Source organism: Dyella sp. (genome assembly GCF_051954575.1).
GTDB lineage: Bacteria > Pseudomonadota > Gammaproteobacteria > Xanthomonadales > Rhodanobacteraceae > Dyella_B.
Genome location: NZ_JBQCHP010000159.1, coordinates 1 through 23849 on the forward strand (window position 1 = coordinate 1; position 23849 = coordinate 23849).

At 63.1% G+C, this 23849-nt stretch carries 10 protein-coding genes; 3 read left to right on the top strand and 7 right to left on the bottom strand.

Annotated elements, in window-relative coordinates; genetic code table 11:
• Positions 1-1122 (top strand): CHASE2 domain-containing protein (locus ACTHNE_RS19230; protein WP_440270061.1); only part of this gene is annotated, 1122 nt, incomplete at its 5' end.
• 145 nt (positions 1123-1267) lie between these two features.
• Positions 1268-1894 (top strand): DUF4142 domain-containing protein, encoded by a 627-nt coding sequence (locus ACTHNE_RS19235; RefSeq protein ID WP_440270062.1) that lies wholly within the window; start codon positions 1268-1270, stop codon positions 1892-1894.
• Between the two features lie 81 nt (positions 1895-1975).
• Here ACTHNE_RS19235 and ACTHNE_RS19240 read toward each other — a convergent pair whose 3' ends face one another.
• The 3 genes from ACTHNE_RS19240 to ACTHNE_RS19250 all read right to left on the bottom strand — a co-directional run bounded on the left by ACTHNE_RS19240 (position 1976) and on the right by ACTHNE_RS19250 (position 4908).
• Positions 1976-3271, bottom strand: a complete 1296-nt coding sequence (locus tag ACTHNE_RS19240) for a sensor histidine kinase (protein WP_440270063.1) — start codon at positions 3269-3271, stop codon at positions 1976-1978.
• Between the two features lie 140 nt (positions 3272-3411).
• Entirely contained in the window at positions 3412-4098 is a 687-nt protein-coding gene (locus tag ACTHNE_RS19245; protein ID WP_324945910.1) for a response regulator transcription factor, read from the bottom strand.
• A gap of 9 nt (positions 4099-4107) precedes the next feature.
• Positions 4108-4908: a MipA/OmpV family protein gene (locus ACTHNE_RS19250; protein ID WP_440270064.1), complete on the bottom strand. Its 801-nt coding sequence runs from the start codon at positions 4906-4908 to the stop codon at positions 4108-4110.
• A gap of 616 nt (positions 4909-5524) precedes the next feature.
• Between ACTHNE_RS19250 and ACTHNE_RS19255 the strand changes: the two genes are divergently transcribed.
• Positions 5525-7882 carry an isoamylase gene (locus ACTHNE_RS19255; protein ID WP_324945904.1) on the top strand — a complete coding sequence of 786 codons (2358 nt, stop codon included), beginning with the start codon at positions 5525-5527 and terminating at the stop codon, positions 7880-7882.
• Between the two features lie 75 nt (positions 7883-7957).
• Here the strand turns inward: ACTHNE_RS19255 and ACTHNE_RS19260 are convergent, their stop codons facing one another.
• The 4 genes from ACTHNE_RS19260 to ACTHNE_RS19275 all read right to left on the bottom strand — a co-directional run.
• A complete protein-coding gene (locus ACTHNE_RS19260) occupies positions 7958-9280 on the bottom strand; it encodes a substrate-binding domain-containing protein (protein ID WP_324945901.1) in 1323 nt (440 codons plus the stop codon).
• A gap of 422 nt (positions 9281-9702) precedes the next feature.
• On the bottom strand, positions 9703-10119 hold the full coding sequence (locus ACTHNE_RS19265) for a hypothetical protein (protein WP_324945898.1): 417 nt from the start codon (positions 10117-10119) through the stop codon (positions 9703-9705).
• Between the two features lie 155 nt (positions 10120-10274).
• Positions 10275-22766: a filamentous haemagglutinin family protein gene (locus ACTHNE_RS19270; RefSeq protein ID WP_440270065.1), complete on the bottom strand. Its 12492-nt coding sequence runs from the start codon at positions 22764-22766 to the stop codon at positions 10275-10277.
• A gap of 533 nt (positions 22767-23299) precedes the next feature.
• A partial coding sequence (locus tag ACTHNE_RS19275; RefSeq protein ID WP_440270066.1) for an OmpH family outer membrane protein occupies positions 23300-23849 on the bottom strand: 550 nt, incomplete at its 5' end.

Sequence of the window (23849 nt, forward strand, 5' to 3'; positions counted from 1 at the left end):
TTCGCCTGGCTCGTCCGCGGCATGCTCTGGATGGTCGGCGTCGGCCTCGTCGTATTGCTGATCGTCAGCGGCCTCACCGTGCCGCTGGACAATGCGCTCTACGATCTGCACGCGCGTTACTGGCGCTACACGCCGGACGACAGGGTGGTGATCGTCGCGATCGACCCCAAGAGCCTGGACGAGATCGGCCGCTTTCCGTGGCCACGCTCGGTCCACGCGCAGCTGATCGACCGGCTCACCGCCGACGGCGTACGCGGCATCGGTATGGACGTGACCATGTCCACGCCTTCCAACGATCCGAGCAACGACCAGCTTGTCGCCGCCGCCATGCATCGCAACGGCAAGGTGGTACTGCCGGCGTTCGCCGAAGCCGTCAACCTGGGCGGGCCGCTGCAGGAAGCGCTGCCGGTGCCGGCCATCGCGCAAAGCGCGGCGGCGCTCGGCCAGGTGGATGTGGCCAAGGACAGTGACGAGCGTGTGCGCGGCGCCTATCTCAAGGCCGGGCTCGGCAGCGCCTACTGGCCGTCGCTGGCGCTGGCACTGCTTCAACTCGGCCACGACGCGCCGACCACCTTGCCCGGATTGCACGACCCGCTGCACAACGATGCGTCGCCGTATCTATGGATGCGCGACAACTACGTGCTGCTGCGCTACGCCGGTCCGCTCGGCACGTTCGGCAGCCTGTCGTATACCGATGTGCTGAACAATCGTGTGCCCGCCAACCTGCTCAAGGATCGCTGGGTGCTGGTCGGCGCCATCGCCGAAGGACTGGGCGACATCCTGCAGACGCCCCAATCGCCCATGCCGGGCGTGGAGTATCAGGCGAACGTGCTCGAATCGCTGGAACGCGGCCTGCTGGTGACGCCGCTCGATTTTCTTCACCAGTTGGCGCTCTCCGCCGCGCTGCTGGCGGTGCCGCTCTTGCTGTACGGCTTGCCAGGCGTCGGTCGTAACTGGGCGTTGCCGGTCGCCAGCATGCTGTTGGTCGTGGCGGCGTGCTTCACTTTGCTGCGCGGCGCGTATCTATGGTGGCCACCCTCGAGCTGCCTGGTGGTGATCCTGGTCGAGTTCGCCGCATGGCAACTGTTAACGCGTGATCGCCATTCAAACCTCGCGCCATGACGCCAAGCTCAGCATGCTGAAGAAAAACCGCGCTTACCAAGACCGTCGTACATTCGTCTGACGATTTCCAAACACTCTTTGAACTTCTCAAAGTTCACATTGAAGCCGTAAGGGGCGATTGGCTCTGCCTTGAAGGCGATACGTTATGCGTGCTGTACGTTTTTCCCGGTTTGTTCCTGCCTCGTTGGTGCTGATGTGGTTGATGCTGGCAGCGGGACTGGCGCAAGCAGCCGATACCAATCCGCCGCCGCTGAGCCCGGACGAACAATCCTTCCTCACCCGCGCCCGGGCCGACAACGCCAACCAGATCGCCATGGCAAAGATGGCGCTGGCCAAGTCCAGCAATCCGCGCGTGATCGAACTGGCCAACAGCATCATCCAGGAACGCTCCGCGCTCGACGCCCAGCTGGCGCAGCTCAGCGGCAGCAAGCATGCCGACGCCGGACAGCCGGCCGCCACCGCCGTGACACGTATGCAAACGCTGAACGGCGACGCGTTCGACCGCACCTTCGCCAGCACGGCGGTGCGCAGCCATTGCCGGATGATCTCCGCCTATGAGGCGATGAAGATGTCGTCCGCCAATCCCGCACTGAAGGATTTCGCCCACCAGACCATTCCTGCGCTACGCAGCAACCTGACCGTGGCGATGTCGGTACTGCGCTCCTCTGGCCCGACGCCGCGTCCGCAAGAGGCCGTCGCTTCGGTCGACGCACATGGATCGAAGGCGATGGTGTTCTGGGAACCGATTTCGCTGGTGGCGGCACCGTGGTGACGCGCTGATGACCCAAATGGATCAAACGACCGCCGCGATGGAAACGTCACGGCGGTTTTTCTTTGCGCCGAGCCTGCACGCTTACGCCTGCGAAAAATGGATAGTGAAGAGCGTCCCCGGCTGGGTCCGCGCCGCGATCAGCCGCCAGCCGTGCGCCAGCGCGATCTCCTTGCAGATCGCCAATCCCAGCCCGGATCCTTCGGCCTTGTTGTTCGGCGCCCGCCAGAACCGGCTGAAGATGAAAGGCAGATGCGCCTCATCGATCCCTGGCCCTTCGTCGCTGACCGAGATGGAGGAGGCATCGACCTTGATCGTGACGATAGAACCACGGGGCGCATAAGCCAGCGCGTTCTCCAGCAGGTTCTTGAGCAGGATGAACAAGCCGCCTTCATCCGCCCTGACTTGGCTGGCGGCCGGGCGCAGGCTGGTTTCCAGCCTCACGCCGCGTGCTGCGGCGCTGCGCGCCAGCTGGGAGGTCACGTCGCGCACCACCTTTTGCGGGTCGACCTGCGAAAACTCGTAGTTCTGCAGCACGCTGGCCTCCATCAGATGCAGCAGTTGGCGAACCTGGCGCGACATCGCATCCACGTCGTGCAGGATCTGATGGGTGTCGGGTGAGGCCGGCTGCATTTCGATCTGCCCACGGATCAAGGTCAACGGCGTCTGCAATTCATGCGCCGCGGCGGCAAGGAAGGTTTGCTGCGCAAGATAGCCTTCTTCCAACCTGGCCAGCGCATCGTTGAACGAGGCCACCAGCGGACGCATTTCACTGGGGATGTCTTGCAGCGACAACCGCGTCGTCAGATTTTGCGGCGTAATGCCTGCCGCCGCCCGCGACACCTCGCGGATCGGCTTCACCAAACGGCGCAAGGTCATGCGCATGGTGATGCCGAACACCAGCACGGCAAGCAGAAAGGTGAACACCACCACTTTTGGAACCGCCCCGTGCTTGATGCGGACGAGCGCCACATCAAACGCCTCGCTGGTGATCACCTGGAGGAAATAGGGACGGCGCGCATCAGGAACGGGCACGGTTTCCACGTAAAAGACCTTGCCGCCGCTTTCGAAGCGGGAGCGTGGCGTGTGCATCCAGTCGCCCTCGTGCGGCACCGATACGATCATGGGCATCATCGACAGCACCGCGTTGCCCTGCGGGTCCACCACTTGATAGCCGGTGTCCTGCGCAAACGTCGAGTGAAATTTCTCGATCTCCGGCGATACCACGAGCGAGACGGGTCGCCCTTCGGCATCCAATTGCACGGACCTGGCCAGTCGATGCGCCGCGCTATCGATTTCTCCCCGGATAAACATTTCGGCGGGGTAATGCGTGAACGTGTATTCGACTCCCGCCATGATCACGACCAGGCTCAGCGTCAAGGCCAGCAGGCAGGTCGCCGTCAGCCGCGATGAGAGGCTGTCGAACCAGGGCCACCGGCGCGTTACCGATGGCGCCGGTGCATTCGCATGCAGGTGTGGTGCTTCAGATGACATCGTCATGATAGTGCCGGGTTGATGGATCAGTTGTCCGCAGACGTCTTCTGTAGCTGGTAGCCAATGCCACGCACATTCACGATCTTGATGCTGGCATCGATGGCGAACAATTTCTTGCGCAAGCGATGGAGTGCAACGTCCAGCGCATTCGGCGTGACTTCGTCATGCAGGCCCCAGGCGGCATGTTCCAGCTGCGCGTGCCGCACCACCTTTCCGGCTGCCGAGACCATGCGCAGCATGATCTGCAGCTCCGAGGGCGACAGCGATACCCAATCGCCGTTGTAGCGCATGCAGGCGCGTTCCGGATCGATCATGAGCCCCGCAAAATCCGGCGCGAGCGGAGCCATGGCGGAGGGGCGGCGCATCAGCGAACGCACGCGCGCCACCAGTTCTTCCATCGAAAACGGCTTGGTCAAGTAATCGTCGGCGCCGCTTTCCAACCCTTCCACGCGATCGTGGATCGCATCCCTGGCGGTCAGCATCAGGCACGGAATGGACGCGCCGCTGGCGCGCAGCCGGCGCAGCAACGTGATGCCGTCGCCGTCCGGCAATCCGCGATCCAGCACCAGCAACGCGAATTCGTGGCGCGCCAGCGCATACAGCGCGGCCGCGGCATCCGGGAAGATATCCGTTTCGATGCCGCTGCGCCCGAGCGCCGCTTTGATCATCTCGGCCAGACGTTCGTGATCCTCAACCAGCGCTACGCGGTGCATGCCATTACGTCACTTGAATCGATAGACATAGCCGACCATGACGCTCGGGGCCGTCTTTTTTCCCACCAGCGGGCTATCGGTAATGCCGGAGCCGAATTGCGTAACGCCTACATCGCCGCGAATGGACTGGCGCGCATCCAGGCGCCACGTCGCACTGACGCCGGTGATCACGTTGACGGTCGACTTGCCAGCGTAGACAGGACGCGTGAGCGTGGCCTCGCCGGGACGTACTCCGTAATAGTAATCGACATATTTGCGATTCATATATTCGAACCCGATATGCGGTGCGATGCGCCAGCGCCCAAAGGCAAAACCGCGCTCGAACGACAACGCCGCCTGTTGCCCGCGACTGCTGAACAGGTACTCGCTCGAAACACTGAATTCCCCAAAGCGCCAGCCTACATGCGGACCATACCAAAGCGCGCCGTTGCGATCGGCCATGCCATGAAAGATGGTGGCATCGGAATGGCTATAGCCATCGAACAACGAGAACTTGGTGCGCAAGGAAAACGTAAAGCCGTCGCCTTGCCATGCCTTCAGGTCGAGCGTCGCGCCGGTGAAGCTGATCCAGCGGCTGTTGTAGAACGCAAAAGGCACGGGAGAAACGCGGGTGCCGAAGCCTTTGTACGGCAAGCCACGCGCGGCGATGCCGGCACCCAGTCCCCAGTAGGAAGTCCCTTGCTGCCCGTCAAAGCCGGTTGCGGTGCTGGGGAGAGCCTGCGCATTGCTGGGCGGCGTCGCTTCGGCAGTGTTTTGGGCATAGGCGCTAGGCAGCCATGGAAGTGCGCCGAGCAAGGCAAGGTAGGGCATGCGGTTACGGGGGAATCGCATATCGCGGCGGTCCGGGTCGAGGGCGGGATTTGCACTCTCGGGGCGGGAGACTTACCGGATACTTACTGCCTCGCACGCATTTCGTAGGTTGGGTTAGCGCAGCGTAACCCAACAAATTCGCCTCGAAGACGTTGGGTTACGCTGCGCTAACCCAACCTACCGAACCTCTGCGCCCTCGTGCGCGCGTGATGTGAACGTTCACATCTTCCTTTCAATGAATACGTATGCATACCCTGGTTGTTGCACCGCGATGCTTTCTACCATCCAGCGCAGCAGCTTGATGCATAGCCAACCATAGCGTTCATCACACGCAATCGATGGGGAGATCGATTCGGCGTGCGGCAAGCTGCGTCCATGCAGATCGCTACGCCTGCATGCACGAGGATGCTCTGACCCATTCTGCGTGAGTGTCACCGGCCCTGTCTGTTCGCAGATCACAGGGGCATTGGCGAAGGCAGACTGGCCGTCTGTCGAGGCAATGGACCGAAGAGCTGCGGACAGACAGGGCCGGTGACGCCACGAAGTATGGGTCAGAGCATCCTTAGGGATCACCCGACCGAAGCCTGTTCAACCACGAAGCAGGAGGCACGTCCGTATGAAGTGTTCAAAGATTCTTGCCGCCTTGCTGGCCTGCGCCAGCCTCGCGGCGATACCCGTCATGCCCGCTCACGCCGCCATCAACAGCATGAGCCTTGGCGCCAGTTACGACGCGCAGAAAACGCAGATCACCTTTCGCGTGTATTCCTCGCAGGCCACGCGCATCGTGCTGTACCTGTACGCCAGCGGCTATGGCGCGCAGGAAGCGGCGACCTATCAGATGTCCAGCCAGGGCGGCGGCGTGTGGCAGGTGATCGTACCGGTGTCATCGATACAAGCCGCGGGCATCACCGGGCCGGTGTACTACGGCTATCGCGCATGGGGTCCTAACTGGCCGTACAACTCGGGCTGGACCAAGGGTTCTTCCGCCGGCTTCATTGCCGACGTCGACAGCAACGGCAACCGCTTCAATCCGAACAAGCTGCTGCTGGATCCTTACGCTCGTGAAATCAGCCAGGACCCGCTCAACACCAGCAACCAGAACAGCCATATCTTCGCCACCGGCGGCACGGTCGATGCTTCTTTCGGCGTGGCGTACCGCCTGATCGACAGCGGCACCTACGCACCCAAGGGCATCGTGCTGGCGCCGAGCACGCAAAGCACCGGCACCAAACCGACGCGCGCGCAGAAAGACGATGTGATCTACGAAGTGAACGTGCGCGGCTTCACCAAGCAGGACCCCAGCATCGCCTCGCAATACCAGGGCACCTATTACGGCGCCAGCCAGAAAGCGAATTACCTGGCCAGCCTGGGCGTCACCGCGGTGGAATTGCTGCCGCTGCAGGAAACGCAGAACGACGCGAACGATGTCGTCCCCAATTCGGATGCCAACCAGAATTACTGGGGCTACATGACCGAAGATTATTTCGCGCCGGACCGCCACTACGCATACAACAAATCAGCCGGCGGCCCCACCGCCGAATTCCAGGCGATGGTGCAGGCATTCCACAACGCCGGCATCAAGGTGTACATGGACGTGGTCTACAACCACACCGCCGAAGGTGGCAGCTGGAGCAATACCGATCCGAGCACGGCTACCGTGTTTTCGTGGCGCGGCCTGGACAACACCACGTATTACGAACTCACCTCGGACAACCAGTACTTCTACGACAACACCGGCACCGGCGCCAACTACAACACTTACAACACCGTTGCGCAGAACCTGATCATCGATTCGCTCGCCTATTGGAGCAACACGATGGGCGTGGACGGTTTCCGTTTCGACGAAGGCCCCATCCTGGGCAACGCCTGCCTCAATGGCGCGGCGAAATCCGGCGCGCCGAACTGTCCCAATGGCGGTTTCTACTTCGATGCGGCCGATTCGAATGTTGCGATCAATCGCATCCTGCGCGAATTCACCGTGCGCCCGGCAAGCGGCGGCAATGGTCTGGATCTGTATGCCGAACCGTGGGCCGCCAGCGGCAGCAACGAATACCAGCTCGGCGGATTTCCGAAAGGCTGGTCCGAATGGAACGGGTTGTTTCGCGACAGCGCGCGGCAGGCGCAGAACGAACTCGGCAACATGACGATCCACATCACGCAGGACGCCAACGATTTCTCCGGCTCGTCCAACCTGTTCCAGGCCAGCGGCCGCGCACCGTGGAATTCCACCAACTTCATCGACATCCACGACGGCATGACGTTGAAGGACGTGTATTCCTGTAATGGTGCCAACAACAACCAGGCCTGGCCCTACGGCCCATCCGATGGCGGCATCTCCAACAACTACAGCTGGGACCAGGGCATGTCCGCCGGCACCGGCACCGCCGTCGACCAGCGCCGCGCCGCACGCACCGGCCTGGCCTTCGTGATGTTGTCCGCCGGCACGCCGATGATGCAGGGCGGCGACGAATACCTGCGCAGCCTGCAATGCAACAACAACGCCTACAACCTCGACTCCACCGCCAACTGGCTCAACTACAGCTGGAGCACGGACCAATCCAACTTCTACAACTTCGCCTCGCGCTTGATCGCGTTCCGCAAGGCGCATCCCGCACTGCGCCCGGTTACCTGGTACACCTCCAGCCAGGTGGTGTGGTACGAACCCAGCGGCGCCGTCGCCGATAGCACGTACTGGAACAACACCAGCAACTATGCGATTGCGTACACGGTGAATGGTTCTTCATTCGGCGACGGCAACTCCATGTACATCGCCTACAACGGCTGGTCTGGCAGCGTCACCTTCACCCTGCCGCCACCACCTACCGGCACCAACTGGTATCGCGTCACCGATACGTGCAACTGGAACGATGGCGCCAACACCTTTGTCACGCCCGGCAATGAAACATTGATCGGCGGTGGCGGCGCTACATATGGTCAGTGCGGGCAATCGTTGTTGTTGTTGATTTCCAAATAGCCGCCTGTCGGCAGAAAAAAAGGGAGGGGCTTACATCCCCTCCCTTCCTGCTTCCTGCAGAGAAATTCCTATGGTTTAGTTGGTCACGCAGCCGGAAACGGTGGAGCCGGTGATACCGGTGCCGCTCAGGAAGGCCAAGCCTTTGCCAGTGCCGATGGTGGTCACATTCGCTTGGTTGACGGTGTACGGCGAGGCCAACAGGCCCTGGGTATTGGCCAGGTCGGTGCCGTTACCTTGCGAGCTGCCCAGCAGGTAAGAGACGGCAACGATCGGATAGCTGCTGGTGAACGTCGCGTAGGAATCGGGCGTAACCAGCTTGATGCACTGAGTGGCCGGCGCCGGCGAGATCGCGGCCAGCGTCGGACGGCCCGTGGTGGCATCCGCACCGCTGATTACCTGGTTGGTGACGATGTTGCTGCTGATGATGGCGACCGGCGCACCGAAGCTGGACGGATCAAAGCCATTGACCTTGGCGAAGCTGATGCCGGCCGCTTGCGAGTTAGCCGTTTCCACGTAGCCGATGCTGCCGGCCGTGTTCTTCACCGCGGTGGCCACGGCCGGGTTGCCGCTGGAGCCGGTCCAGTTGCTGGGGATGGTCGGCTTGTACAGGCTCACCACGCTGGTGAACGCCTGGTTGGTGACGAAGTGCTGGGACGCCGTGCCCGAGCAGACCTTGGACAGGTGATTGCTGAAGCCGAAGGTAGTGCCGCTGCCATCAGCGCGGTATTGCACGTTGATCGCACCGGCCGGGATGCTGTCGCCCGAGCCCAGCGTAAAGGCGCTGGCGAGGCTCGCATCGCTCCAGTCGGTCACGGCGCCGGAGAAGATCGAGCAGAGCTGCGCGTCAGAAAAATTGGTGTTGCTGCTGTTGAGTATCACGCCCTTGGCGGTGGTCTTGTTCAGGGCGATCGAGATTGCGCCGGCTACGGAAGGGAACTGCACCGGCAAATAGGTGGAGGAATGATGGGCGCTGTAGTTGCTGAGGTCGGTGGAGCTCAGCGGCGAGTCCGCGCCGACGACATTGGGCCACGCCAGCGTGGAGCGGCCGGCGAGCGGGGCGCCGAAGCCGTGCAGCGTACCGGTCGAGTCGGTCGGGCAGGCATTCTGCACATTGTAGTTGGGCACGCCGGCGAGGATGTTCTTGCCCGCGCCGCTGCCAGTCTGGCAATACGACACCGACGTACGCGAGGTGCTGGACCAAACGCCGAACAGCGAACCCGTGCCGGCCGGCAGCACTTGGGAATTGGTCTCGGCGCCGGTACCTACGTAACCGATCGCCGGCAGCGTTGCGCCACCGGCCACCTGCGTGGCGGCATGCGATGCGGCGGCCATCGCCAATGCAAGGGCGCCCATCACCAGCTTGGTGCGGATGCCAACCTTGTTGAGTCCGTGATTCATGGTGTATCCCCATTGCGCATGTTTACCTCCGGAATTGGAGGCCCGGCTTTTTTACGCTTGCGCAATGACGATGCCATTAACTCTCGATGTCTTCGAATATGCACTATCAATTACAGGCCTGACGCAGGGACATAATATTTAATGTCATGTTTTGCACTGAAAATGACACATGTGATGGAGCGCTCAATCCAAGCAAATAATCACCTTGTTCTGTCGCCTTTTCACGCCCTGTAATCGTTTGCTCAAATATAGTCCGCCCGGGATGGGTGTGAATTCATGGGTTGTGCCTAGACTTGGTTCCTATGTTTGAAAAACGGTTCGCCTAAGCATATTTCATATATGTTTTTCGACTAAAAAATTTGCTGCCGCCAATAAATGAAACGCCGATCCAGCTAAAAAAACTGGACACGTATACGCTCGACTCATGTGTATTGGCACGAAGACATTTCATACGGCAAGCCATACTCATGCAGCATGGAGTGCACCTCTCGGTCCAATTCAGGCATGCACCCGAGTGCCATCACCTCGTCATAGGCCAATTCCATCAATACGCAGCGAATCGCGCTGCGATGGCCTTCCGCGCACCAGACGTTGAGTATTTTCATCAGTTCGGCAAGCACGTACTTTCTTTCCGCACCTTGCCTGCTGCGCGGCAACTGTTTCTCCAGCGAATAGGTCAGGCGCATGCTGAAGGCGCGTTCGGCCACGCCCAGCAAGGCCTCCAGCTGTTCGCGCGAGCATGCCGCCAGCAGCGATTCGGCCATCGTGTATTGGCGGAAATTGGAAAGTTGGATCAACGTTTCGACGAGTGCGCCCTGGTTCACTGTGATTCGCCCCAATCCCTTGTGCTGGCCTATTTGGAGGAAAGCCCGGCTTGTCCCTGGGACGGATGTCCGCAAGGAGGATGTTCGATTCATGTTTTCGCCTTAAGGCCGGCGCCTGTCCCGCCGCCCCCGCTGCTGTCCCGGCTCCGTACCGGTTGTCGATTTTTTCGTTATTCGCTCAATTGCCTGCGCTCGGCATCGGTCAAGACACGCTTGCGCGCATCGCTGAGCGGCCCTGCGCCCAGAACCTGCACCGGGCTGTTCGGGTTGTAGCCGCTGCCTTGGATGCTGGTGCTGCCGTCGCCAAAGCCAAGCACCTGTACCGAGATGACCGACGGTTGCTTGCCGAGCGCATCGTTCTTCTGCTGGTTGGCCATGTCCTGCGCCACCTTGCTGACCGCACCCGCGGCGGCGCCCGCCGCGGACAGCGCGCCAACGTTCACCGTTTGCGCCACCGGTACGCCGATCTTTTGCCCTTGCACCTGGATGTTATCGGCATTGAGCACCTGCGCCGCCGCCACGATCAGGTTGCCGGAAACGCGGATGCCGGCATCGCCCGCATCCACCGTGCCGCGCGGCGCGACCAGGTAGACGCTGCCCGTTGGCGCGCCCGGCAGGGTTTGCAACGTAGCAATGCCGGCGCCGCTGACCTGGCCGCGCGCATCGATCAGGCAAAAAGCGTCCACGTCGCACACGTACGTCGGCGGCGGAATTTCCGCCACGGTCTTTGCGCCCTGCCCGGCATTGATGTCGCCGTTGGAACTCCAGATCACCATGTCGCCGCCCTGCTCGGTGAAGATGCGGCTTTGCGCCAGCAGCACGCTGCGATCGGTGAACATGTCGACGCTGCCTTGCTCCAGCGTCAGCACGCCCATGCTGTTGGGACCGGCAAGAACTTGGCCCTCACTGTTGGTGATCAGCGGCGGCGCGTTCACGCTGCCGATCAGCGCCTGGCCACCGGGACCCAGGATGCTGACGTCGCCACCCTGCTGGGTCTGGATGGTGGAACTGCGGATGTCCAGGTCACCGGTGTCCACCGTCTGCGCTTCACCGTTGCGGCCGCCCTTGCCGGCGCCGTTGTTGGTGTAACCGTACGAGACCGGGAACAGGCTTTCGATCGCCGCATAACCGCGCGCGTACTGTTGGTAGTACGGGCTGGACGGATCATTGTAGTCCGCACCCACCTGCGCCAGCAGCTTGAAGAATTCCTTCTGCACGAACAGCTCCTGCGCGTACGCGGGCAACTGCTGGAACGCGGCTTGGGCTTGCTGCGGCGTCAGCGATACGTTGACCTGGTCTTGCGCGAAACCGGTATCGACGACCTTGCCTGCTTCCCACTGCTGCATGAAGCCGACCAGATCCGGCACCAGGCTGGCGAAGCCATCCATGCCATCGGGATGATTCAACAAGTATTGTGCGAAGAAGCTGCCGGTATCGACGCCCGGCGCTACGCCGAACAGCACGCTCACGTTGGCGCCATCGTGCGGCAGGTTGGGATTGACCAGGTTGCCGATCGTGTTGATGCCGGTTTCGTAGACGTAACCGGTGCTGAGCTTGGACTGGATATCGACCTGGCTGGTCAAGGGGCCGAGGTTGCGGCCTGCCTCCACCATCAGGTTGCCCACGCCGCCGAGCAGGATGGATGGCACGTACGCATAGTTCAGATTGCGCGGAGCATAGATGTTCAAGGAGCCCGCGTAGTACGGCGTGTCGTAGATGTCGCGGCCCGCCACGATGCGCGTGATGTCCGATCGATGCACCTGCTGACCGATGAACGACAGGTCGACGATGTCACGGCCGGCATAAACCAGCGCAGGCTTGTCAGGCTGCAGCACCAGCTGGTCCATCATCGCGCCATTGGGCGCCGGCGTGCCGTCCACGATGTCGCCATCGAGCGCATAGATGCGCGCGGGCGTGGCGTCGGCTGCATGCAGAGGTATTGCCTGGTGCAGCTCGCCCTTGAAGGTATTGTTGACGCCATTGTCCAGATAGGCGGCATCGAACAGGTTCTGGTAATTGGCGGCGTCGCTTCCCAGCGGATGCAGTGGTGATGGCAGCAGGCTGCTGTCGGCGTCGATCAGGCCAAAACTTGGGGCAACTCCCGGCCCGGCGTAGCCCGCGCCATAGAGGGTATAGACCTGCGAGGCAAACGTGACCGAGCCATCGGCAAACACGCTCAGATTGCCGGTAGCCGAGGGATACAGGCCACCGGCACCCGACACGTGGACGTCGCCTTGCAATGCGGTCAGGTCGAGCGATGCAGGTAGTACGGCGCCGGGGTTGTACGATTCGCTTGCTGCCGCCGCGCCATATGAGAATAGAAAACCCGGCAAGCTCACACTGTCGAGGATGAGATCGCCCTGGGTGGTCACCAAGCGTGCCGACGAAGTTGCGCTGTAACTCTGCCCATCGGCCTTGTTCGCCGGCAGCAAGCCGGCCAGGCCGGGGTCGATCCGCGCATACGAAGGATCATAGATGCCGCCGATATCCGCACCAGTGCGAGCCAGCACATTCCACTGCGTATCCTGCGCGCCAAGCAATGTCGACACTGGCGTGCTGAGGCCACCGACCGCATTTATGGTTGCAGGCGCGGTGTAGCTGAGGTCGGCGCCGATCGCGCCGCCAGTGCTGAGTTCGCCCTTACCCTTGGCCACGAAGTACACACCGCTCAGGATGTCGCCATCGGCGTGCACGGACAGATTGCCGCCACCCACGGTGGTAATCGCATTGCCAGCCGCGTTGGCGTACCAGCTGGTCGGCAGCGACACGGAAAGGTCGCTGATATGGCCACCGGCGTTGACGGCAACGTTGCCGCCTACGCTCATCACGCCCTGGTCGAAGTTGGCGAAGTTGATCGAAGAACGCGAGCCATCGGCAGCATTGCCGGTCTGCATCCACGGCCACCAGAACTGGCTGATGTCAGTGCCGGCGACACCGGTGACATTGCCGCTGGTGTCGGCGACCTGTTCGATCGCGTTGATGCTGCCCTGCGCGTTGAGCAGGATGTCGCCGGCGTGCTCGGGGTTGACCAGTCCGCTGACCAGGAAGTCGGGCACCATCGCGGTTGCGGCATTGCTTCCCGTATTGGTCACTGATACGCCCGTGCCAGCTGCCGTGCCGCTGGCCGGCGCGCCGGCAGTGTAGACCACGGCGGGCGCCACGTGATCCAGCCAGTCGATGTCGCCGGCTGAGGCGATCGCGATCGAGCCGGTGCCGGTGCGCACGGTGGTGGGGAAATCCAGCGTCTTGCCGTCGCCGCCGGTGGCGGTGTACTGCACGCTGAAATGGCCGCCCAGGTTCACGTTGCCGGTGTTCGTGCCGGCCGACACGGCAACGGGATCGACCGCGTCGGCAACCGCACCGGCTACCAATCGGTAGGAACTGCTGGACCCGCCAAGCAGAGTCGCCGACACCAGCGAGGCAACGCTGCCGAGCTTGGGCATGTTCGACGGCCCGTTGTCGGCAACGTTGGGAAGCTGTTTCGGCCCCGTGGAGTTGCTGGCTGCCGGCGAATACGGCGCATAGAACATCTGCGGATTGCCGCCGTAGCGCACGTCACCGCCATCGTTCTGCGAGACGTAGGTGTAGTAGGTGTCGTAGCCGCCGATATAGGTGGCGTAGTCGGTGGTGTAGTTCTTGTAGTTGCTGGTCGCTTCGGAGGCCAGCGGCAGCAGCAAGGGTGAAGGCGTTTCGGAGGTGTTGCCCACTGCGTCGCCGAAGGTGCTCTTCAGCCAGCTCAGGTACGCCGCCACGTAACCGGCGTAGTCGGTGGATGGCTGCGGCGCGACGCGCTGCGTCGGCTTGTAGGTATTGAAACCGTTGTTGTCCGCATTGTTGTAGGCCAGCGACCAGTTGTTGCCCACGCCCACTTCGCCGATGTACAGCATGTAGTTGTTGTAGTAATCCGCGGACTGGTATTTCTGCGGCGCCAGGATCGGCTGGTAGTACGGATCGCTGCTGATCGGCAATGGATTGAAACCACCGAACCCGTCGATGTAGACGGTGCTGTTGTACCCATTGGGGTCTGGTTGCCAAAGGACGTCGTATTGAAAAATCGCATCCGTCCTCAGGTAATGATCAGTTGCCATGAACGCCGCCAGCGCATCCAGATATGCCTGCGAAGGCGGTCCGCTGTCGCTCACCGTCACCGCCGCGGCCAGTGCTGCGCCAGTGTTCTGCTGGTAGAAGCCATCGGTGATGCTGGCTTGAACGTTTACGTTGTGCAGCGCCTGCACGGTGAGGATCGGCGCCACGCCGGATGCCGACGCGGATGTGGCGCCATAGCGGTAAGCAAGGTGAATCACGCCATCGGCATCGGTGGTGCCGGCGCCAAGGTTCCAGTTGGTCAGCACTGAAATGGCGCCGCCATTGGTATTCGCATCCGGATTGGTCAGCGTGATCCCCGGGCGGAGGACGAGGTTGGCAAGCCCCGCAAAGCGATCGCCAAAGCTGTAGCCGGGCTGTTCCACGTAGCTCATCAGCGTGCCCGCACCTTGCGCAGCATCGCCGTTGACGTAGCCGTAAAAGCTCAGGTGAGCGGCGTTCGCCGCGGTCGGAGTGAAGTAATCCTGGCTCAGGTACTGTTTCAAGGTCGCGGCATCGGCCGGTGCGGGTAGCGCATTGTTCGCCGCGTCCGTCCAGGTGCCGGCAACTATTTGCGGCGTGCCGTCGGATCCGTACTGATACCAGCCGGCCGGGTCGATCAGGCCGTCGAAATGCTTGGATGCGTCGCTGGAATGATCGGCGGTGCTCCATACCGCATACGGCTCGATCGTGACGTTGCTGGCGCCGCGTATCGCCAACATGCCGCCGCCGAACACGATCGGCACGTCGCCATCGGCCAGCAGCGGCGCGCGCATGCTCACGCTGCCGCCGACATCGCTGGAACCGCCGGACACATCGATGCTGGCGTTCGGCCCGAACTGGATGATGCCGGCGCTGCCGGACTGCACGTTCTCGTAGCCGTAGGCGCTGTTGAGCGTGCCATCCGGCGTGCCAGTGGTGCCGATCACGACCACGCCGCCGCGTTGTTCCGGCGTACTGCTGGTGGCGAGCAGGCTGCCGTTGAGGGTGACGCCGTTGCGTCCGTAAAGCTTGATTTCGCCGGCCGCCGCGCCCGATGCATCGATGCTGCCGTCGATCCGCACGACGCCTGCATTCGTATCGACCGCGCCTTGTCCGCCGCCGGCAAGCAGATAGACATCCTGCGCGACCAGGCTCTTTCCGCTGGACAGCGTGAGGTTGCCCGCGCCGCTGCTGATGGAAATGCCGCCGGTGGTGCCGGCCTGCGTGGTCAGCTGCGCCAGCTGATCCAGGTCGAGCGCGCCGCCGCTGCTCAAGGTGAAATAGCCACCTTGATAGCCGTTCAGCGCCATGCCCTGGAACGCGCCGTTCAACTGCGCCTGCCCGGCCGCCTGGATGGTGATGCCACCAGCACTGCCGCCCAGCGGGGCGCCGGCGAAATCCACCGTCGCACCTTGCTGCACGATCACCGAGCCCTGGTCCGAAACCAGTTTCAGCTGGCCGCCCGATGCATAGGTGGTGACGTCGTAGAAAGTCTTGTTGACGCCGGCGGTATTCAGCACGGCGCCACTGGCGATGGTGAGATCGCCGTGGGCGGCTTCCAGGTTCATGTTGCCGGCAGGCGCTTGGACTACCGTGCCGATGCTGAGCGAACCGCCAGCAAGCGAAAGCACGCCTCCCATCGCGTTGTTCTGCAGTGGCGTACCCGATGCGCGGTTCAGCGTAAACGCGCCCGTGGTAACCAGGTGAGTGTCGGCGCCGCTCCCCGTCGCCAGCACGGGCGTGCTGAAGCTGACGTTGGCGCTGCCGAAATCGAAACCGCCGCTGCCCTGCCCGAGCATGCCCTGGCTTGCCGTTGCGGTAACGCTGTCGAAGCCTTGCAGCACGCTGCTGCCCGCGGTGAAATCCAGCTCGTTTGCACTCAGGCTCAACTGGCCGCTGCCGGCGCCTGCCGTAGCCGCACTGCCGATCGCATTGCCCAGGCCCAGCTTCGCCGCGGTGATGCTGACCTGACCACCATCGCTGACGAAGGCGCTGGCGTTGAGGTTCAGGCTTTGCGGCAGGTCGATCGCCACGGTGCCGAGAAAATCGATCGCGCCGCGGCTGTTGAGCGTGACCTGCTGCGCGTTGCCCAGCAGGCTCAGCGTGCCCGGACCGATCACCAGCCCGCCGGTACCGGCAGCGGCACCATCACTGCCGACGAAGCTGATCAGGTTGGCGTCGGCCTGGATCGCCTGCGCGCTGAGTACTGCCGAAGGGCTTACCGAGGTGTCGCCGGTGGTATCGATAATCAACGAACGGCCACCCTGCAAGGTGGCGCCCGCGTGGATGGTGAGTTGGCCGGAGGTTGCGCCAGGCGAAATGTCGTTGCGCGTAACGTTCACCACGCCGTTTTGCGATACGCGCAGCAGGGCGCCGTTGCCGCTCACTGCAGGTACGCTGCCGCCGTTGGCAGCCGTGCCGGCCACGCTGCCGAAGATCAGCGGCGTGGTGTCGGCGCTACTGTTGCCACTGGCAAGCAAGGCACTGCCTGCTTGCAGCACGATGCCTTGCGCGTTGGGATCGCCTTCGCCATTGGCAACCAGCAGGATTTCCGGCGCCTTGAGCGGATGCGCACCATCGTTGGCGAGCACCACGCTGTCGGCAATGCTGCTTACCTGATATCCGCTACGACCGAGCTGGCGCGTACCGCCCAGCAACAGGCTGCCCGCGTTCAGTGCGCTGAGCGAGTCGGCCGACAGCTGCAGGTATCCGCTCAGTGCGCTCGCATCTTGACTAGTCACTTCGATCGCCTGCGCGGCGATATCCACCAGCGAGGCACGCCCGCCGCTGGCCGGTGCCGAATCCAGGCTGGTCGCCAATTGCAATTGCTGCGTAGCGCTCAGGCTCAGCTGGCCGGCATCGGCGGGCAAGGCGGGCGTGGTGGTGCCGGCAGTGCTCGCCTGCTTGGCGAAATAACTGTCGGCGCTGGTGAACTGGTATTGCGAGTACTGCTGCCACACCGGTGCGGACTGCACCAGGAAAGTGGTGGTGCGCGCATTACGCGAACCATCCAGCGCGCTGCCGAAATAGCCGGTGATGCTGAGCGTGCCATCGGGCAGCATCGCATTCTGGCCCAGCACGCTGTCCTGCGCGCTGGTGTTCTGCACCACGCGGTAGGCGCCGGGCACCGTGGCGTAGCCGGCCGGCAACAAGGTGTAGTAACCCGCCGGCAAACCCGCCATGCCCGACAGATAAACGGTCTGGCCGACTGCCGGCCCCGCGCCCGCGCCGTTTTCCAGCGCGGCATCGTGCGCGCTCACCGGCGTGGTGTAGCCGGGAATGATCGCGTAGATCGCGCGGCCATCCGCATACTGCGGCACCTGCTGCCCCGCCGCGCTGCTGGCATAGCTGGTTTCGTACTGCGCCAGTACGTTCACCGTGCCGCCCACGCCCGGCACCCATTCGGACGCCTGCAAGCTGCCGCCGCCGCGGATGTCGATGGTGGCGCCATGATCGAGTGCAACGTCGTTGCCGGCGATGCTGATGTGCTTGGCCGGTGGTGCGGACAAGGTGGCCGACGGCTGGTTCGACGCGCCGTTGTAAGTCCACTGCTGACCATCGGTAGTGGTGCCGAATGGCACAGTGATGCCATCCAGCGATACCGAGCTGATGCTGCCCGCGCCCAGGTGCACGCTCTGCGTCGTCACCAAGGGATAGGCGCTGCCGTCGAGCCCGAACGCGCTGGCGATGGCGGAAGGATCGAGCACGCCGATCGCCAGGTTGCCCGAGGGCACGCGCACCGTGCCGTCCTGCTCGATGCGGTCGGCGTCCAGCAACAGGCTGCCACCCGCGGACAACGGCACGCTGCTGGCGCCGCTGCCCAGGATGCTCAGCGTGGTGGACAGCGCATGGCCTTGTGCATCGTTCAAGCCGGACGGATTGGCGTCGATCACGAACGCATAGCCGCTCACCGGATAAAGCTGCGCGGCCTGCAGGCTCAGGTTGCCCGTAGTGAACAACAGGCCCGGCTGCATGCTGCCGGTGTTGCTGTTGTATTGCAGGCTGGTGGGTGCATAGAAGCGCAGGTCGCCGCGCGATGTCAGGTTGGTCGCGGACCAGGCCTGCAGATCCAGTCCACCGCCGATATCCATGAAATCGGCGCTGACGTTGAGCACGCCGCTGCCGGCCACCGCCTGTGGGGCCTGGTTCGGGTTGGTGCCGACCAGCGCCACGTACGGAGCGGTGATGTTCACCACGCTCTGGCTCGGCACGTAACCGGCCGGTGCCGTGCCGTTCCATGAAGTGTCGGCGACGGGCAGCGCGGTGAGCGATGGCGCGTACAGCACGAAGCTGCGATCGAGCTTCAGGTCGAGGTCGCCGGCCACGCCCACCGGAACATCGGTGGCGCTGGGGCTGCCTTGGCTGGAAGGCGTCGGCCCCACCGTAATGCTGGCAATGCCCGAACCGTTCAAGCGATCCGCTGCGAAGTGCAACACACCGGATGCGCCACCCGCTTCGACCGTGCCGCCGGGAGACAGGCCCGATGGCATCAGCATGCCCGTTTGCTGCAGGACGATGGCGGTGGCCGAAGGACGCGACCAGACCATGGTGTTGCGGATGCCTTCGATCTGGAGACTGCCGCCTTCGCCTTGCGATGCACCGGCCGTGCTTTGCAGATGGCCATCCGCGAACAGCCCTGCACCCGCGGCGAAGGTGATGTTGCCAGCGTTGCTCCACACGGGTGTGGCAACGTACCCGGGCTGATTACCCGCAGCATTTGCAGCAGGCAGATCGTAGACGTCGCTCGCACCTGACGCATCGATCAGGCTGTGTGGATCGGTCAGCACGTAGCCGCCGCTGGCGGCGAGCAGCACGCTGCCGCCATCGAGCACCGTGCCCGTGCGTGGCGTAAAACGCGGCGCCAGACCGTTGCTGGAGCCAACGCCGGCTGCGCCCGCGGCGAGCGGATTGACCAGCGACACGCCGGCCACGTCCAGCACGGCCTGCGCACCCAGCCACAACTGCGTGCTGGTCGTGAGGCCAGGCAGCTGGTTTGGATCGGTAAGCAGATTGATGCTGCCGCCGGACGCCTGAATGCTGCCGTCGATGATCGTGGATGCATTACCTTGCAACTGCACCGTCGCGCCTGCATCGGCGATGATCGAGGCGCCTGGTCCGACGATCAGCGAACCGGTTACGTCCGGATAGGACACCGCCCCGGCCGCATAATTACCTGGTGTCTTGAACCAGCCCAGGTAGCTACCGGCGTTCACCACCAGGCCGGTACCGCTGCTGTTGCGATCGACGTAACGCAGGTACGGCGCCAACTGCCCGATGGCGGCGTAGCGGGTACCGGTAAGCGGATTCGTAGCGTAGACATCGGCACCGCTCGGCAGCGACAGCAAGGCCTGGTCGTCGGCCAGCATGCTGGAGCGCGCCAGTTGCACCGTCGTGCCGGGCGCGACGATCGCATCGGTGATCGAAGTCAGGCGGTAGTTGTCGAAGCCCTGCCCGGCGAAGAACGACGGCGCCAGGTAGACGCCGCTGTGCATCGCCAGGTCATCGGCGCTGCCGCCGATCTGCAAGTCGGTCGCTTGCAGCGTGAACGTGCCGCCACCGCTGAAGCCGTAGGCGCGCAGCGTGCCGTTCAGCGCTATGGTTGCAAGCAGGCTCGATGGCGCCGGATAGACCTGACCGAATTGCGAGGCACGGGTGGTGCCGGGAACGTAGATGACAAGGCTGACGTTGCCACCGCTACCGTCGGGTATGCCGTTGCGCAATTGCAGCTGGCCGTTGCCGTTGACGTAGCCGCCGCCCGACACATCCAGCAAGCTGCCCGGCTGCAGCAGGATGGACCCGGTGGCGTCGCCGATGGGCACGGCGTTCTTGTCGGTCAGGAAGTACTGCGTGGTAGCGAGGCTGATGTTTCCGCCATCGATATAGCGATCGCCGACATAGTTGTCCGCGGAGGCGCCCCCGTCGTTCACCCATAGCCCGCGCGCGCTCAGCACAGCGTTGCCGCCCACGACAATATTGCCAGGCAGATTCCCATAAGTCGCCGACGGGGCAGCAACCGCACCCAACGATGTAATGCCGATCGAGCCAGCCGGTGCGTTGAGCGTCCCAAGCACGTTCACGCCGTAACCGGCCAGGTTGATCGATCCGCCCGGACGCACGCTGAGCGACGTGCCGGCCTGCTCCTTGATTGGCGCGCCAGATGTGGTGGTCACGTTGAACGTGCCGAAGCCGCCCTGCGCCACCAGATTCGACGACAGCGGCACCCAATGGGCGAGATCATCCGGATTGCTGTTGGACGGATCGTTAGCGCTCAGCACCGTTTGCCACGGCGTTGCGGCCTGGAACGGCGGGACAAGCTGTTCGAGCGCCGATGTGGACTGTTGCAGCAGTGCGCCGACGATTTGGTTATGGATGCCGTTCCCTCGCCCCTGGTAAATGGTTTGGGCTCCCTCCACGGTGACGTTGAGCGTGCCGTCGACAGGTTGCGTGCCATTGATCACTTGGTTGCGCCCGGCAAACGCCTGCGCGGTGATCTGCCCGTCCAGCGCCAGCGCATTGCCGGTCTCGATGCTGAGCGTACCGGCGTTGCCGCCTACCGCAAAACCGCTATCCCAGCGCGTGCTGCCGGCAAGCAACGGATTGCTGTAGTGCGTGCTCACGCCCCAGCGGTTGTCCACCACGTCGTAAGTGCCGGCGAAGCCGACGTAACTGATGTTGGGATTGGCCTGGGCGATGTTGTAGACGCGGCCATCCGCGCCCAGCAGATTGGGTGTGGTGACCCAGCCGGCCCGATAAGCCAGGTAACCGCCATCGAGGTTCAATTGCGCGCCGCTGCGCACGAGAACTTCGTAGCCATTCAGATCGATGCTGCCGCCGTTCGTCATCATCTGCGTGATGTCGCGCGGCATGTTCTGCACGTAGCCCGACACATTGAGGATTGGGCTGCCCACCCAGCTCAGGCCATCGGCCGCCACGCCGCTTTGCGTGCTGTCGATGACGACATCCTTCTGCTTGTACAGAAAACTGTCGCGCAGCAGCGGCGCATTGGCCAGTTCGTTCTGGCCGATGCGCGGAATCGTCACCAGCAGCGCCGACATCGGCAACTCGACATCCGCGAGGCCCGATACGTCGAGCACCGCGCCACTGTCGACATAGATGCGGCCGGCGACCGGGTTGGCCGGATTGTTGTCCGAGCCCTCAGCAAGCACGCTCAGCTTGGCGTTGGGTGCGTCCAACAACGAACCGGACCCGAAGGTGACGGTATTGCCGCTCAGGCTGATGCTGCCGGGCGTGAACGCCGCGGTCGCCGCCGCGTTGGACGTAGTGGTGGCGCCATCTTTTTCTGGCAGCACGGCGGTGACGGCGTTGGAGCCCAGCGTCAGCGCGCCGGTACGCGCATAACTGCCGTCGACAGCGCCTTCGTCGCGCGCATTCAACACGATGCTGCCGGGATAGCTGATGCTGGTGGAGGCGAGCGCAACGCCTTCCTGGTCCACGTTGTAGCCGAGCATTTCCACCTGGCCGCGGCGCGACTGGATCAGGCCGCTGTTGCTGGCGGTGTTGCCGGTTGGCACGACCGTGGCGCTGGACGACAGCGTCGGCATCTGGTTGAGCACGGTCAACTTGCCGCCTGTCGAACTGCTGCTCAGGTTCGAAAACTGATAGCCCGCAGCCAGGATCGCCTGGCCATTGTCGTCCACGATGCTGCCGGCGTTGGAGACGTTCGGCGCGGCCAGCAACACGAAGCCTTGCGCGCCACCGTTGATGGAGGCGCCCTGCTGGACGACCACGTCGTGACTGCGCTTGTCGGCGAACAGGCCGTTGACCAGGAACGGCACCGCCGCGTTGGCGCCGGAAGAAATGCCACCCTTGAGGAACGCGCTGTTGCTCGCGGCGACATCGCCACTGAACAGATCCAGCGAACTGGCCAGCAGCGACTGCGTATTCACCTGGCTGCCGGCACCAAACAAGATGCCGTTGCGGTTGAGCAGATACACCGTGCCTTCGGCCTTGATCTGCCCGAAGATCTGACTCGGCACGCCACTGGGATCGACCACGCGATTGAGCGCAATCCAGTTGTTGCTGCTGCCGTTGGTCTGGTTGCCGCCGCTTTGATTGAAATAAAGCGTGGTGTTGCGGCCGACGTTGAAGCTGTTCCAGGTAAGGATCGCTTTTTGCGCGGTCTGTTTGACCTGGACGGTGGTTTGTCCGTTCGCTGTCGCTTGCGTGGGCAGGTTGGCGTTCTGCCACAGCGATGGATTGCTCGAGATGCCGGGTGCGACGGCCAGGCCGCCAGGCGTCAGTCCGTTCGGCACCGGCGAGGCTTGTTGCTGTGCGGCCTGCTGCGCTGAACGCTGTGCCGACATCTGCGCTGCGACTGCTTGCGCCGCGCGGCTGAGATTGGCGAGCGATTGCTGCACTTGTTGTTGCTGCAACAGTTGTTGCGGCGTCTGGGCGGCAAGGCCGGAGAGCGATGCATTTCCGGTAGCGGTCTGCGCGTTGGGACGGTTCGCGGCCTGTTGCGCCAGCCACGCCGAACTCAGCGCCTGCGGGCCGCCGGCGTGCACGGGCATGGCCGCCATCGCCAATACGGATGCAATCGCGTAGGCCAGGGGGTGCCTGGTGGCTGCGGTACGCATGGAACGGAAATGCTTGCCTGAACCGACCGGAGTGATCACGAACGCTTCCCCTGGGTGTCTCTGTGCACGTCGTTAAGTAGACCGCCAGGTGGATGACGGACTGAACCGTGTCATCAAAATTTCATGGGGAATGTCGCGAGGGTTTCACGCGAAGGAAATGTTTCTCGTAGGTTGGGGTGGACGCCAAGCATCGGGGGTGGCGATACGGGCGGTGGCCGTTGCGGCGTCACCGATCTGCCCAGGCTGTTGCCCATTTGATGGCTGAAGGCGGAAAAATTGAATTGCCCGACTTGCTGATTGCTGGGTGCGTGCGCCACCGCGTCGAGCTGAGGTTGCGGCTGCATTGGCTGATGCGCGGACGACGCCAGGTGTTGATTCAAACAGTTATACGACAACGCCGGCCGGTCATTGACGCTGACGTCGACGCATGAAGGCGAAGCTGTTTGCGCGCATGCAACCGCCTGCACCATGACGGCCGCAGACGCTACAAGCCACAGTACAGGTGATTGCAAGCGCATGGCTTCATGACCGGTTTACTGCTGCGCGCCGCTCGACGCGCCGCTGCTGGCCGGAACTTGCTCCAGATTGAATGACATGGTCGTGATCTTGGCGTCCAGGCCTTGCACCACCAGCGGCGTGAGATCGTTGCCCATGTTGCCGCCCAGCACCGCGTTGCGGTCCAGCAACAATCCACAGCTCTTGCTGCGATAGGTTTCGGCGATCACCGGCTGCGCGTATTGCGCGATCTGCCCCATCGCCTTGACGCGCGTGGCTTCCAGCTGGCGGGCGCGCTGGTTCTGGTCGGTTTGCACTTTCTGCAGACGCTGCGACAGTGCCTGTTCGCGCGTCTGGCGCTGCTCGGCGGAAAGCGAGGCCGCCTGCGCGCGATACGCCTGCACATCGGCATCGACTGGTTTGCGCTCCGCGTCGATCTCGCTCTGTGCCTGGTCGGCCAGTTGCTTCAGGCGCGCGGAGGCGGCCTTGCCGACCTTGGCGTTGGCGAAGATCGCTTCGCGTGAGAGCAGGCAGACGCCGGATACGGCCGGGCCACCGAGCGGCGGGTTGCTGTCGCTGGATTGGGCA

Excerpts from the sequence above, each read along its gene's own strand:
- ACTHNE_RS19235 (WP_440270062.1), top strand. The coding sequence starts at position 1,268 with ATGCGTGCTGTACGTTTTTCCCGGTTTGTTCCTGCCTCGTTGGTGCTG.
- ACTHNE_RS19245 (WP_324945910.1), bottom strand. The coding sequence starts at position 4,098 with ATGCACCGCGTAGCGCTGGTTGAGGATCACGAACGTCTGGCCGAGATG.
- ACTHNE_RS19250 (WP_440270064.1), bottom strand. The coding sequence starts at position 4,908 with ATGCCCTACCTTGCCTTGCTCGGCGCACTTCCATGGCTGCCTAGCGCC.
- ACTHNE_RS19255 (WP_324945904.1), top strand. The coding sequence starts at position 5,525 with ATGAAGTGTTCAAAGATTCTTGCCGCCTTGCTGGCCTGCGCCAGCCTC.
- ACTHNE_RS19260 (WP_324945901.1), bottom strand. The coding sequence starts at position 9,280 with ATGAATCACGGACTCAACAAGGTTGGCATCCGCACCAAGCTGGTGATG.
- ACTHNE_RS19270 (WP_440270065.1), bottom strand. The coding sequence starts at position 22,766 with ATGCGTACCGCAGCCACCAGGCACCCCCTGGCCTACGCGATTGCATCC.